The organism is Sediminibacillus massiliensis, assembly GCF_900156915.1.
Classification (GTDB): Bacteria; Bacillota; Bacilli; order Bacillales; family Amphibacillaceae; genus Sediminibacillus_A; species Sediminibacillus_A massiliensis.
Map to the genome: position 1 here is coordinate 1,563,815 of NZ_LT732535.1, position 13,376 is coordinate 1,577,190.

Annotated in this window: 17 protein-coding genes; 7 read left to right on the plus strand and 10 right to left on the minus strand. The window is 40.4% G+C overall.

Translation table 11 applies throughout. The features are described 5' to 3' along the window. Positions 1-4: 4 nt before the first annotated feature. From CZ434_RS08680 to CZ434_RS08690, 3 genes are read right to left on the minus strand one after another with little or no spacing between them, the layout of a single operon-like run. Positions 5-1,963 (minus strand): DUF6449 domain-containing protein, encoded by a 1,959-nt coding sequence (locus CZ434_RS08680; protein WP_077622767.1) that lies wholly within the window; start codon positions 1,961-1,963, stop codon positions 5-7. Next, positions 1,938-2,837 (minus strand): ABC transporter ATP-binding protein, encoded by a 900-nt coding sequence (locus CZ434_RS08685; RefSeq protein WP_077622768.1) that lies wholly within the window; start codon positions 2,835-2,837, stop codon positions 1,938-1,940. Before CZ434_RS08685 ends, CZ434_RS08680 begins: the two co-directional genes overlap by 26 nt. After that, a complete protein-coding gene (locus tag CZ434_RS08690) occupies positions 2,834-3,220 on the minus strand; it encodes a GntR family transcriptional regulator (protein WP_077622769.1) in 387 nt (128 codons plus the stop codon). Before CZ434_RS08690 ends, CZ434_RS08685 begins: the two co-directional genes overlap by 4 nt. Before the next feature lie 256 nt (positions 3,221-3,476). Here CZ434_RS08690 and CZ434_RS08695 point away from each other — a divergent pair, with 256 nt between their 5' ends. Both CZ434_RS08695 and CZ434_RS08700 read left to right on the plus strand, forming a co-directional pair. Then, positions 3,477-4,502 carry a S8 family peptidase gene (locus CZ434_RS08695; RefSeq protein WP_077622770.1) on the plus strand — a complete coding sequence of 342 codons (1,026 nt, stop codon included), beginning with the start codon at positions 3,477-3,479 and terminating at the stop codon, positions 4,500-4,502. Between the two features lie 258 nt (positions 4,503-4,760). Beyond that, complete coding sequence (locus CZ434_RS08700) at positions 4,761-6,248, plus strand: potassium/proton antiporter (RefSeq protein ID WP_077622771.1); 1,488 nt, start codon at positions 4,761-4,763, stop codon at positions 6,246-6,248. A gap of 21 nt (positions 6,249-6,269) precedes the next feature. On the opposite strand, the gene CZ434_RS08705 is transcribed toward CZ434_RS08700, so the two are convergent. Further along, positions 6,270-7,319, minus strand: a complete 1,050-nt coding sequence (locus CZ434_RS08705; RefSeq protein ID WP_077622772.1) for a lactonase family protein — start codon at positions 7,317-7,319, stop codon at positions 6,270-6,272. Positions 7,320-7,477: 158 nt separating this feature from the next. Here CZ434_RS08705 and CZ434_RS08710 point away from each other — a divergent pair, with 158 nt between their 5' ends. Then, the gene (locus CZ434_RS08710) at positions 7,478-7,648 is read left to right on the plus strand and encodes an aspartyl-phosphate phosphatase Spo0E family protein (RefSeq protein ID WP_077622773.1); all 171 of its coding nucleotides are present in this window, start codon (positions 7,478-7,480) and stop codon (positions 7,646-7,648) included. Between the two features lie 50 nt (positions 7,649-7,698). Here the strand turns inward: CZ434_RS08710 and CZ434_RS08715 are convergent, their stop codons facing one another. Beyond that, complete coding sequence (locus tag CZ434_RS08715; protein ID WP_077622774.1) at positions 7,699-8,079, minus strand: ACT domain-containing protein; 381 nt, start codon at positions 8,077-8,079, stop codon at positions 7,699-7,701. A gap of 95 nt (positions 8,080-8,174) precedes the next feature. Between CZ434_RS08715 and CZ434_RS22095 the strand changes: the two genes are divergently transcribed. Continuing rightward, positions 8,175-8,318, plus strand: coding sequence for a hypothetical protein (locus CZ434_RS22095; RefSeq protein ID WP_179107217.1), 144 nt, complete (start codon positions 8,175-8,177; stop codon positions 8,316-8,318). Positions 8,319-8,338: 20 nt separating this feature from the next. Here the strand turns inward: CZ434_RS22095 and CZ434_RS08720 are convergent, their stop codons facing one another. Further along, positions 8,339-8,572: a hypothetical protein gene (locus tag CZ434_RS08720; protein ID WP_077622775.1), complete on the minus strand. Its 234-nt coding sequence runs from the start codon at positions 8,570-8,572 to the stop codon at positions 8,339-8,341. 102 nt (positions 8,573-8,674) lie between these two features. On the opposite strand from CZ434_RS08720, the gene CZ434_RS08725 reads away from it, so the two are divergent. Beyond that, positions 8,675-9,004, plus strand: coding sequence for a hypothetical protein (locus CZ434_RS08725; RefSeq protein WP_077622776.1), 330 nt, complete (start codon positions 8,675-8,677; stop codon positions 9,002-9,004). Positions 9,005-9,068: 64 nt separating this feature from the next. Here CZ434_RS08725 and CZ434_RS08730 read toward each other — a convergent pair whose 3' ends face one another. Beyond that, entirely contained in the window at positions 9,069-9,347 is a 279-nt protein-coding gene (locus tag CZ434_RS08730) for a holin (protein ID WP_077622777.1), read from the minus strand. 181 nt (positions 9,348-9,528) lie between these two features. On the opposite strand from CZ434_RS08730, the gene CZ434_RS08735 reads away from it, so the two are divergent. After that, positions 9,529-10,380, plus strand: coding sequence for a DUF1206 domain-containing protein (locus CZ434_RS08735; RefSeq protein WP_077622778.1), 852 nt, complete (start codon positions 9,529-9,531; stop codon positions 10,378-10,380). A gap of 656 nt (positions 10,381-11,036) precedes the next feature. Continuing rightward, the gene (locus tag CZ434_RS22100) at positions 11,037-11,210 is read left to right on the plus strand and encodes a hypothetical protein (protein WP_179107218.1); all 174 of its coding nucleotides are present in this window, start codon (positions 11,037-11,039) and stop codon (positions 11,208-11,210) included. A 139-nt stretch (positions 11,211-11,349) separates the two neighbouring features. Here CZ434_RS22100 and CZ434_RS22105 read toward each other — a convergent pair whose 3' ends face one another. The 3 genes from CZ434_RS22105 to CZ434_RS08745 form a co-directional block, all read right to left on the minus strand. After that, the gene (locus CZ434_RS22105) at positions 11,350-11,517 is read right to left on the minus strand and encodes a hypothetical protein (RefSeq protein ID WP_179107219.1); all 168 of its coding nucleotides are present in this window, start codon (positions 11,515-11,517) and stop codon (positions 11,350-11,352) included. A 110-nt stretch (positions 11,518-11,627) separates the two neighbouring features. Beyond that, the gene (locus CZ434_RS08740) at positions 11,628-12,239 is read right to left on the minus strand and encodes an alpha/beta hydrolase (RefSeq protein WP_077622779.1); all 612 of its coding nucleotides are present in this window, start codon (positions 12,237-12,239) and stop codon (positions 11,628-11,630) included. Between the two features lie 189 nt (positions 12,240-12,428). Continuing rightward, positions 12,429-13,226: a GNAT family N-acetyltransferase gene (locus tag CZ434_RS08745; protein ID WP_245830950.1), complete on the minus strand. Its 798-nt coding sequence runs from the start codon at positions 13,224-13,226 to the stop codon at positions 12,429-12,431. Positions 13,227-13,376 lie beyond the last annotated feature (150 nt).

Consider the following 13,376-nt stretch of genomic DNA (forward strand, 5'->3'; position numbering starts at 1 on the left):
TCCTCTATTGTTGGAAGTGTTCAGTCACAAATTGTGGAACCTTGCCTTTTGCAAAGCTGTAGATGTCTGGATGAGGAATGCCGTTGAAATAGAAACCAATCAGATACGGACCAATATTTTTTGTTCCGGTACTTTTGAGTATTTCTGCAATCTGTTCTTGGTTTTCTATTGTCATGACATCATCACCTGTTAATTCTCCATCGTAAAACCGGGTGTAAGCATCTCCATACGGGTGCTCGTCCGTATTTTCGATTTCCAGGACGACAATTTTAGAGATGTCTTCTGGCTGTATGATCCCTTGTTTATATATTTCAAATTCTTTTAATGAATCAATAAAATTTGTATATGTCCATCTCAGCGGAACCTCTATTTCATTTCCATCTTCCATTTCAAGCATTATATAGGAAAGAGAACCTACTGGGTGGGCCATATCCATAAAACTCTCTTGGGATATATCTTTCTTCAAATTGTCGATCAGCACACTCATCTGTTCCGGATCGGCGATGGATAGTCCTTTTTCATAAACCACATGGGAATATAGCTGAATTCTCTCGACATTTTCAGTAGAGATTTCGAATAACGGATTGTTGTTTTGTTTGTATTCGTCAGACTCATAGAGGGATTTAAGTTGATTTTCGTATTCCACTTTATCCTCCACAAAGTATTCTCTTGCTTGGAAGTCTCCGTTCTCCAGACGATATCCTATGAAAATACTTTCACCACTTTCTTGATTGGAATCCAGTCTGTTGCGTGGGCGATCGAGAAGCTGTTTGTGAAAAGCTTTAACCGCCTCGATATTCTCTTTGCTGGTCAGCAAGTTTTTTTCCAGCATATTGTCTGTTTCTTGAAAATATGGATTATCCGTATAATAGACTCCGGCAATTTCCTCAGTCTCCGGTATTCTATTTTCATAACCTGTAATATCAAATACAAATAATAAAAGAATAATCGTAGTCACAGCGGCAAAAACCAGATATCCTTTCCAGTGGCCGAATACTTTCCACGTCTTTTGCAGGAGCATTTCGGCCATAACATATCCAAGCAGAGAACCGAGAACATAACCAAAAATAATCCAAGTAAATTGGCTCTGCATTTCACCGAAATAAAAACCGCCGAAAAGCATCGCACAGAAAGACACACCATATTTGAAAACGGGTCTCATCCGGGGAAACACTAGAGCCTGTGAGGTAGCTTCGGCAGGCCGCTTTTTGTACAAAAACATTCCGAACAAGTACAAGGCAAAAGAAATCACAAGGTAAACGATTCCTTCTGTCCAGTCAAACTTAAAATTATATACTTCTATATTATCTGTTATAGGTGAAAACCGCTGGCTATTCACATCATAGAAGTATCTCCCCGGGAAACCGTATAGTAAAAAGTCGATATTGGAATAAATTAATACTATTATTCCCGCTGGGAACAACAGCAATAAATAAGTCAAGACAGCATGAATGGAAGATATCCCAGTAAAAACTCCTACAAATACTGCCGAAAAAAACATAATCAGGCTGAGGACGATAACAGCATAAGCCCATTCCCACACTTGTGTAAGTTCATAATAATCACTTGCCCCGGTCGTTAAATGCATGACGATCAGCACCAAAGCAGTTAGAAATACTGGTATGATCAACAGTGCGATCCCGGTGAAAACGTGATGGTTATACAAGCTTTCCCGGCTTATTGGAAGGCTGTGCATAAAATCGGATGCTTTCTTTGTTTGCATATATCTGAACAAGAAAACGGCTAGCAACACCGGAATCACAAAGATGAACATCATTTGAAACTCGCCCAAGGACCCGAATAAAGAATCATATGTCAAACTACTTTCATTTGAAAGCAACATCATGATGTTAATCGGAAGGGCGAATAACAAACCGGCAAGATAGATGAATCCAATCCAGCCGACATTTAACAGGTCGGACTTGATAATTTCCTTTTTAAACGAGGATGTTTTCGATGGCATAGCCGGCACCCCCCATTTCATAAACGAAAATCTCTTCCAGGGTAAGCGGCAGCAAATCAAACACGACTGGATGATGGCTTTTGAACCTGGCCGTAACTTCCGCTTCATTTCCTCTGACGATAAACAGAAGGACACTGCCCCGTGTTTCTTTATGCAGGATGTCAAGATCACCCCAAATACTTTCGTCTGCATCTCCTTTATATGCTACCTGGACTTTATGTACATCAGACTTCAAATCATCCAAATCTCTTTCCAAGAGCAGTGTACCGCGATGCAAAATACCGACGTAATCGCAAATATCTTCTACTTCCCTTAAGTTGTGTGAGGAAATCAAGATGCTCATCCCTCTTTCAGCGACATCCTGAATTAACAGGTTTTTCACTCTTCTTCGGATGACAGGATCAAGTCCGTCAAAAGGTTCGTCAAGAATCAGGTATTTAGGAGTCGCCGATAAAGCCAGCCAGAACGCCACCTGCCGCTGCATTCCCTTGGAAAATTGTCCGATTTTCTTTTTTGTGTTCAGTCCGAATAATTCTTTCAGCTTCTTGTAACGTTCCTCGTTCCATGTCGGATACATCTCTGCAAAGTAGCTGGCCATCTGGCTTACCGAATACTGCGGAAGGAAGTATAATGCATCAGAGAGAAAAAGCATTTCCGATTTCACCGAAGGATTCTCAAACACCTGCTGACCGTTTAAAGTCACTTCACCGTCATCTTGTCCGATGATACCTGACAATATTTTTAGTAAAGTGGTTTTTCCGGCTCCATTTGAGCCAAGCAATCCATAAATAGATCCTTCTCCGACACGAAGGCTTACATTATCGAGTACTTTTTCCTTTTCAAATGCTTTGCTGATGTTTTGACCGATGATCAATTTGATCCCCCCCTATTTGCCGATTCATCGATTTTTTCCACTATTGCTCTCAACTCAGATGCGGACATTCCTAAAAACAAGGCTTCCGCAATCAACTTTTCCAATTGTTCTTTCACTTTCATCAACTCCTCGGATGTCTCTGTAAACTCAAGCACATTGACAAAACTCCCTTTACCTTTCAATGAATAAATATATCCTTGATTCTCCAATTCCCGGTATGCTTTCTGAATGGTATTTGGGTTTACTGTCAACTGTTGTGCAAGCACCCTGACGGAGGGTAGTTTCTCATCAACTTGAAGCACTTCATTGATGATCAGCTCTTTCAACTTATCGACAAGCTGTTCATAGATCGGCTTGCGGCTTCTTAAATCTAGTTCAAACATCGACTGCCCTCCATTCCATTATCTGTATTAACTGTATTAGTATATGTGATACAGTTAAAGTATATAACAACCAAGCAATTTATGGAAGCCAAATTTTCAGAAAAGCAAAAGGTCACTTTCCCCCTTCTTTACGCCTAGTAACACCCTCCCTTTCATAGGATTTTTGCACCCATTTAATTGAAAAAAGAGTATTTTCTGACATATTGCTTTATATTGGTGATAAGGGATGTAAATCATTTTTCGGGGAGGAAAAAGAATGAGTGAAGTGCATTTAATACCTTACCAGCGAGAAGAAGTGAATGTCGCGGCCGGAGTTGTACCAGAAGGCATTGAATTGATAGAAGCCCCTCAATTATGGAACGAAGGAAGCCGGGGAAAAGGAATCGTTGTAGCCGTAATTGATACAGGGTGCCAAATTGATCATCCCGATTTACAGAAAAATATTATCGATGGCCGTAATTTTACAACCGATTATGGCGGTGATGAATTTAATTATACCGACAACAATGGCCACGGTACCCATGTGGCGGGCACTATAGCTGCATCTGGCGGTGAATCGGGTATCATGGGCGCCGGTCCTGAAGCAAACCTGCTAGTCCTCAAAGTTTTATCCGGACAAGGAAGCGGGCAGATGGATTGGATCATTAATGCGATCGAGTATGCTGCAAAATGGCGGGGGCCAAATGGGGAAAGAGTGCGGGTGATGTCCATGTCTTTAGGAGGTCCAGATGACATTCCTGAATTGCATGAGGCTATCAAGTCAGCTGTTGCCCAAGGTATTTCGATTGTATGTGCTGCCGGTAATGAAGGGGATGCAAGTGAGGACACAAATGAGTTTGCCTATCCTGGTGCATATAATGAAGTTATTCAGGTGGGGGCTGTCAATTTTGACAGACGAATGGCCGACTTCACCAACACAAATGATGAAATTGACTTGGTGGCCCCAGGAGTCAGTATTTTATCGTCATACCCTGATAATCAATATGCAAGGTTAAGCGGAACTTCGATGGCTACCCCACACATTTCCGGGGCACTTGCGTTGTTGATCAATGTGGCTGAGACACAGTTCAACCGGGAATTGTCCGAATCGGAGATTTATGCGCAGCTAATCAAACGGACAATCCCTTTGGGACATGCCAAGCAAGCGGAAGGAAATGGTTTGTTGACCTTGGGACTCGTCTCCAAATTAGAAGAACTATTCAGTTCCTATACAATCACAAAAGAAACGGCAAAAGTAAATGGAATGACCCGTGCTAAATCGCTAAGTGCAAAGGGTTCATGACGTTTATCTCTTTAAGAGGACATGCCCAATAGGGTTTCGATAAAAAGTTTCAACTCTTTTAGAAAGGGAAACAAAATAATAACAATTCATGATGTCAACTTGGCAAATTTATAATGTGCAGAGTAAAAAGGACTTGGAATATTTCTTACAAGTCCTTTTTCTATTGTGACCATCAAAAGGCAATTGCTTTGTGATTTTTCAGATTTAAGCTTATGATAGAGATACAAACAACAAAGATTTGGGGGAGTTGGAGAAAGCTTGAGTTTATCTGTAGAATCCTTGATTTTTTTATTTTCCACCATGTTGATCATCGGCGTCCTCGCAACCAAATTTTCCGCCCGGCTTGGGCTTCCATCACTTGTTCTTTTCCTTCTGGTCGGTATGTTTCTGAACAACTACATATTTTTCGAAAATGCCCGTCTTAGTCAGCTTATCGGTATTTTGGCTCTTATTATCATTCTTTTTGAAGGTGGTACACAGACTAAATGGACCAACATCAAACCCATTTTAGGAGCAGCCGGTTCTCTGGCAACTATAGGTGTATTCATCACTACTGTATTGACAGGCCTTGCTGCCATGTACATACTTAACCTTTCCCTATTGGAAGGGATGTTGTTCGGTGCTATCGTCGGCTCTACAGATGCTGCCGCTGTATTTTCAGTATTGGGCAACAAAAATATCAAGAAACGATTGACGGCTACATTAGAAGCGGAGTCCGGCACAAACGATCCTATGGCTGTTTTTTTGACCATCACATTTATCGCCTTAATCCAAACTCCAGAAAGTTCTGTTTGGACGGCTGTCGGCAGTTTCTTTCTGCAAATGGGCTTAGGACTGCTCATGGGGCTCCTGTTGGGTAAATTGACTGTATGGGTAATCAACAATATCACCCTGGACGCTTCCGGCCTCTATCCAGTTCTTGCACTTGCTTTCGCTGTCTTCACTTTTGCCATTACCACGGCTTTTGGCGGGAGCGGATTTCTTGCTGTCTATGTAATGGCTGTGTTCATAGGCAATAATGACCTTATGTACCGCTTTTCCATCCTCCGTTTTAATGAAGGTTTTGCATGGATGATGCAGATTCTCATGTTCATTTTGCTTGGTTTGCTTGTATTTCCAAACCAGCTGCTCGACGTTTTTTGGCAAGGAATCGTATTGTCGATCATCCTGATGTTCCTGGCACGGCCAATTGGCGTTTTCCTCAGCATGCTATTTATGAAGTACAGTGTAAAAGAAAAACTATTCGTTTCCTGGGCAGGTTTGAAAGGAGCTGTTCCGATCGTACTTGCAACCTATCCTACGTTGGAGGGAGTCAACAACAGTCAGCTTATTTTCAACGTTGTCTTTTTCGTAGTGTTAATATCAGCTCTCGTCCAAGGCAGCACTTTATCATGGGTGGGCACTAAACTTGGTTTAACTGGTGAAAAGCAAACAGGCGTTATGCCAAGCATGGAATTGATAACTATCGGGAAGACAGATTCAGAAATAATGGAGGTGTCCATGAATGATACTTCCCCCGTTCTTGGAAGCAACCTAATAGACTTAGAGCTGCCTGACGATACCCTCATCACGGCAATTATCCGGGATGGAAAAGTGATAACCCCGACCGGGAACTCGATCATAGAAGAAGAAGACACTTTGTATGTTCTCACCCATAAGAAAAACAGGGAACAAATAAAACGGCTTATTTATGGAAAGGACAAACAGGCGAATAACCCAACGAAAAAACAGGTAAATTCCACTTAGGAAGTTACCTGTTTTTCCATTTTATTGATGAAGGAATTTCACACATACAGGATCTGGTACGGAAACATCCTTTTGAAGTAACTGAAGTTTACCTGTTTCCTCATCCCTTGCAAACAAAGTGAGATTACTGGAATTTTGATTGGATGCAAGCAGATATTGTTCCGTTGGATCCAAACTGAAGTCTCTCGGCCAATCACCTTCTGTGGACGTCCATTCTTTAAACGATAGTTCACCAGTTGATTGGTCGATCTCGAATAAAGCAATGCTGTCATGCCCTCTATTACCTGCATACACAAACCGTCCATCGGAAGAAAGATGAATAGCACTTCCTTGACTATTCTCATTAAAGTCTTCAGGAATTGTGGAAATATACTGCCGTTCTTTGAAACTTCCATCTTCCTGATTGTAATCTAGCAGAATTACTTCATTGCTCAATTCGGTCATCACATAGGCATATTTCCCATTTGGATGAAAAGCAATATGCCGGGGACCGCTGCCTTCTTTAGTCGCCAAACGACTGACTTCTTTCAATTCATTGCCGGCTACTTCATACGTATAAATGTTGTCATTGCCTAAATCTACTGCAACAACATATTTTTCGTCAGGTGTAAAACCGGAATAATGTGTATGTGGTTTCTCCTGACGCTCATGTGGACCAGAGCCTTCATGTTTTGCTATTGAAAACGGAGGCTCAATTGTCCCGTTCCCTTCATCGACTCTATAAGCGTCCACAGTACCTTTATGATAATTTGCGGATAACAACAGTTGATTGCTCTTATCCACACTAATATGACACGGGTTAGCCCCCTCTGTTACTTGGCTGTTGATTCTGGTCAATGCCTTTGTTTCCGGGTCGATCGCGAATGCTGCAGCTCCACCCTTGTCCCCTTCTTTTGCTACGGCATATAGATAGCGGTTATTATTGCTTACTGTCACATATGTAGGATTATCCACTTTCGCTCCTGTTTCCACAGAAACAGTGGAATCTTCCGTATTCAATCTAAACAAATAGACTCCTTCACTATCACCTTTTGTATAAGTACCAATAAATCCATAGATAACCTTTTCCATATAAACACCTCCTGCAATCTTGTCTTTCAATATACCATACTTGTCAGAACTTTCCCTAATCAAACGCATACATTTTCATTGTACAATCCGGTATAAAGCCATATAATTAAAGGAACAAACGTTCTTGCTCTTTTCGCGAGATATGGGGGGATTGTAAAATGGATAAATTAACTGCCTTAGAAAGAAAAGTAGAAGAGCTTCGTCAGAAAATGTATCAGGCTTCCCTCAAGAACCCAGAAAGCACGGAAGTATTAAAAATCTCCCAAACACTCGATGAGACCCTTAATCAATTCGAACAAATAAAGATACAAGTGAAGAAATTAGATTAGACAAGAAAAAAAGCCTCCCTCCCGGAGGCTTTTTTATTAAGGACATGATGTTATTCTACTTTAAAACCTTCGCTTCTTAAAATGTGAATGGCTCTTTCCAAGTTGTCTGTTTTGACCAATAGATAATCGGTGTTATAAGTCGACAAAGCAAAAATACTTATGCTAGCTTCAGCTAGAGGAGCAGCTAAAGAAACTAATATTCCTGTCAATGAAAAATCCAGCTCTCCAGCCACTTTGAAAGCACTCCAACCCTTTTCCACTTGAGCTGACAAGTCAAGCGGTATGTTCTTTTCCGGACAAATGATGGATATTTCTTCGTCCGTGTAAGTTATGGAGAGAAACTCCCTTTCTTCGAAGATATTTTCCGGGATTTTTTCATTTATCGCTATTTTGATAACAGCCAGCTGTTTTGGTAGTACATTTAATTGCATAGATTGAAATTCTCCTTTTAAGTTGGTATATTCCGCTTATAAGTTGAAACGTTTCAATGATATAGACGTAAAATCAAAGAAAGGAGTGAACATGCATGGGCTTAAAGTCTTCCATTTATAAGATGCTACGGGTTTGGAACGATGTTGACGCCGCCAAGAAAGGCAAGCTTGGCAAAAGAATAGGCCGACGCGCTGCCGGCAAAGCAACTGGTAAGGCTATCAGAAAAATTTTCAAATAAGTAAGCAACAGCCAAAAACCCTATTCAAGGGTTTTTTTGGTTAAAGAAATATCATAAACCCCTGACAAAATTTTTCCTAAATATAAAGATACATAGGATTTTATCTCCTTGCTCTCTGATTCGATAGAGTTTAAGTTCACCCGCTCCCTGTTTACTTTGGAACCCATAAATAGTAGATAAATCTCCCCATTAACCTTCTCTGTCCCAATTAATTGAAAGCCTTTACTGCTGTGAGGCGGCACTTCCCATTTCATCGCATTCCCTCATTTCTCTCTTTTTGCGAAAGTTTTTCTTTTATTATACAAAATATTTCAATTTTCTGATATCATATATTTAAAATTTGGAAGGAGTTGGTAGTGATCGACCAATTACATTTGCAATTTTTGAGTCCTGTCCGATTAACCAAGACACGGCAACTTCGTTTAAGCAACTTGGAAGCAATTCAAATACTTGAGGATTTAGAAAACGTTTTTTATGACTTTAAGTTGACGGATAACCTTTATGATTTAAGCGAAACAAATTGCATTGTAATTACACATACAACCTCACAAGATCCCACCTACCGTTCCATATGCTATTACGATTTAAAAATAGAAGCCGATTTAATCGAGTTCATTCGCACCCATGAAATGCCTGGAGCCCATACTTATTACATGGAAAAATCACCAAATCCAAAAACAATGTAGCTGTCAGTTATACCTCTTTTTCTCCTGCTCATCAACAGGAGGAAGAGAGGTATTATACATCCTGCTACTTTTTCTTCTTTTTGGATACCTTGGTCATACCCTCACGTTTATTCACTATTTCAAACAACCCCGTTCCGGCCAATCCGGCATAACCCCCTGCCCACAGCCTCATCATCCATTCCATGTCTGTAAACGGGTATGCCGCAGCTCCCACTAAAACGCCAATAACAAAGCTAACGGCAGGGACAATGTTTTTCGGCATGTTAACAGATCTTTTCACAAGTTCCACCAAGGCCGTCACCATCGGCATAATGATTGTCGCCAGCATCATTACTCCATCCATATGGTCTCCCCCCCTTCAAAAAAATAGCATCTCTCCTTATGTATATGACTGAAGACTCGGGTTTGTCCTATTTATTTGCCCAGCATTTCAGAGCTTTTTTTCGGAGTATTTACCGAAAAAGTTTCCAAATTGCCTTATAGGGGAATTTATAAGATAAAACTTATCGAAAGAAGGAAAAAGCATGGATACTTCGTTGTCAAAATCAGATGCCAAACAACAAGCAACTGAAGCGAAGCATGAGTTAAAGCCCTGGATTCGAAGATATGGCCGGATTGGCAATATGGCAAAAGGCACTGTATTCGTACTGATAGGACTACTTTCTTTCATGGCCGCTGCAGGAATCGGTGGACAAACAACAGGTACGAGCGGTATGTTTCGATCCTTAGCAAGCATCCCCCTTGGCGAGGTAGTCATTTGGTTGATTGGAATCGGACTGATTGGCTATATTGTTTGGATTATGATTAAGATTGTAAAAGACCCTGATCAACACGGAAGTGATTGGAAAGGAAAAATCATCCGGGCAAGTTATACAGTAAGTGGTCTTTTATATGGAGGAATTGCCTTTCAAGCAATAAAAATCGCCATGCATGCAGGTAGCAGCGGCGGAGGATCCCAACAAACGATTACTGCCAAGGTATTATCACAGCCATTTGGTCAATGGATAATCGCTATTATCGGTGCAGGCATTATCGTGACAGGCATCTCCCAACTGATCAGTGTTATAACCGGAAAATTCATGAACCGATTTAAAAAAAGTGAAATGAATGAACATGAACGTCACTTAGCCAAAAATGCCGGCATTATCGGATTGATTTCCCGAGGTATAGTATTTGGCTTAATTGGTTTTTTCCTTATTCAAACGGCGATCAATTCCAATCCTGAACAAACAAAAGGGCTGGACGGTGCTTTATCGGAACTTGCCCAAAAACCGTTTGGTCAATGGCTGCTTGGCGGAGTTGCTATAGGTTTGATTCTTTACGGCATCTTCGAAATCATTCGCGGCCGCTATGAATATATGAGTCTCGGAAAGTAAAAACAGTTGCAACAAAAATGCAGCAGCTGCCATGTATGGAAGCTGCTGCAATGACTGGGAAAATGTACACTCCAATCGCTGACCAGAGCCACGCCCTGGCAGCCGAAGGGAGGAAATGCGGTTTCTAGTTGACCAATTTAACAGGCAACCGAGCCTTAAAAAAGACAAGAAAAAGCATTTCGTTACATCTTATTCTGCTGGTTGCGAATTATGCTCCTTTTCCTCATGTTCCTCTACATAAAACCTAACCAAAACCTTCTTTATTTCTAAAAACATCTTAAAGCGGAAATCCTAAAGTAAAACAGTACTATTGGTACTTAATTATGAGAAATACCAGCACACTCTCCACATAGAAGTTATACACTACTATTACAAACCTTTGGATTATAAGCTAAGTGTCTGTATAACTTGCCCATTATATGGTAACAATGATATTAAACTTTAGTTAATAATGGACACAAAAAAGCTAGAATGATATAAAAAGGGTCTGTGAAATTTTAATAAGCTCCATGTTGTTATTGGTCCAATCAGTAATATATTTTATCTTATGCAGTTTCCATCATTGCAACTTACAGAGATGAACATACTTTTCCGTACCACCAATCTTTCCTGGTATTAACATAAGCAGCTATCTTATCAAAAGGAGAAAAAGGGTTATGCAGAAATTTTTAGAAGGACTTTCAGAAGAAGATAAAAGGAAATATAAACATTTGGAATCCAAATTCAGGGAAACAGAGGACTTGGATGAAAAGAAAAAGTGTATTCCTTATTTGGTCATCCTCCAGGAAAAAGGAGAATTGGAACTTTCCAAAAAACGTCAACAACTATAAAAATAATCCCCAATCTTCTGAAAGGGGATTTTTTGGCTTTTATTTTATAATCAAGACTGGAGAATCCACGTGGACTTATGAATTTACGGAAAGATTAAAAATGTTCAACCCTTATATGGCAGACAGGGATTTTTCTTATTTATTTTTCTTCCGTAAATCCATTAACCTCTTTCCCCACTACATCAACCAACTGATTCCGCTGTCGCCTTAATTCCTTTTCAAGGTTTCTTTTATAAGTTCTTCCTTCCTTCACAACCATAACCAATGCACCAATTCCAAGAATAGAAAGGAGAGCTTTGCTTTTCAATTATTATTTCCTCCCCATATTTTTTTTGAATAAATATAGTACATAATTTTGATAAGAGATACTTACAAAAAAGGCTGACCAGCAATAACTGATCAGCCCTATGGAAAGCTTTATTCGCCAAAATTCTTCTCATACCAAGATTTGGCCGCTTCGACTTCTGTTCGTGACAACTGATGTCCATTTCGTTCCCAATGGATATCCACTTTGGCTCCTGCACCTTTCAGTGTGTCGTACAGTTCTTTTGATTCTTCGGGTGAACAAATTGGATCATTCTCCCCTGCCGTGATGAATACTGGTACACTTGAAAGATCCGGCAATTCAACTTCCCTGATCGGGACCATAGGATGATGCAAAATCGCACCGTTTAAAACTTTGGCAAAATGGAACAGTAAGCTGCCCGCAATATTGGCTCCATTTGAATAACCGACAGCAACAATATTATTACGATCGAACCCATGTTCTTCGGATGCTTTGTCAAGGAATTCATTCAGCTCGGTTGTACGGAATTTCAAATCCTCTTCATCGAATACCCCTTCAGCCAAACGACGGAAAAAACGCGGCATCCCGTTTTCTGATACATTCCCCCGTACACTTAACACATTGGCAGAGGGATCAATCATCTCAGCCAATGGCAATAAATCCCGCTCTGTACCACCTGTCCCATGAAGTAAAAGCAATGTCGGTTTTGATTGGTCAGTTCCTTTGTTGAAAATATGTTTCATATTCGAACCTCCTATATTAAGTCTTTCTCATTTTGAACCAGTTATTTTATCCTATCCCTGAGAGTTCCATTGATTGTAAGGTCAGATTTCTCGATCCTCGACAATATATCTCGAATTCAAAGTAATTATAAAATAGATCACTCAGAATGTCAAAACAGGACTATAGAATAGAATGTAACTTTCATTCTATTATGATGAAGGGGATTGGCAGCCAAATGAAAAGCCAAGGAAATGAAATCCGAGTTTTTCCAATATCGGCCGGCTCATCGGACTGGCATCTACCGTCAGGAACGAATAGCCCTTATCGACTGCCATTATTGCTCTGGTACGTAAAAGGTCTGAGTAAAACCCTCTTCCCCTGAATTCCGGGAGTGTGGAACCACCCCAGAGGCTTGCAAAGTTGGTGTTAGGCTCAAAATAAATCCAGGACCCGCTTACTAACTGATTGTTCTCGTATATCCCATATATATAAAGTGATTCTGGAGCGGTTTGCTTGTCCCTCCAAAGTCGTTCCCCCAATTGCTTATGAGACTCTTTCCAAATAGAGTTCTCCAATCTAACCAAGTCGCCTATGCCTGTTTCGTCGTCAATTTCTGTCACATTAGTCTTCGGGACAAATCCTTCTGTCAAAGCAGCTCGGCTTTTAAGGGGGAGAATCATCAATGCTTCTGGTTCTTCCACCATAAAACCTTTATTTTTGAGTTTACTCTTCAACTCAGGCGGCTGATCAAAATCATAAACTTTCCATTCGAACGTTTTGCCTGATTTGCTGAAATACTCTATTTCGCTATCAATTATTCTTTCCGTTTCATCCTCATTAAAATTGGAATAGCTTATAAAACTTTTCTCCTCTGTCAGGGAAATGTGTCTCACGACCGTTTCTGTTTCCTCTCTAGTAAAACCCGGTGGTTCAACAACCTTTCGATATCTCTCATTAAATGCAGAAATCAACCATTTATTTTCGATAAAAATCCCTCCTTCGTTCAAGCTTCCTTCTATTAGATCGGATACTACAATGTTATAACTCCTTTTAGTTTACTCTGCTTTTTGCCTTAGGGACCAGTCAAAAGCAGTCTGTAGATATCTCTTAATCACATGGAAAGGCGCACCGTCCACCCCCATGAACGATGCGCCTTT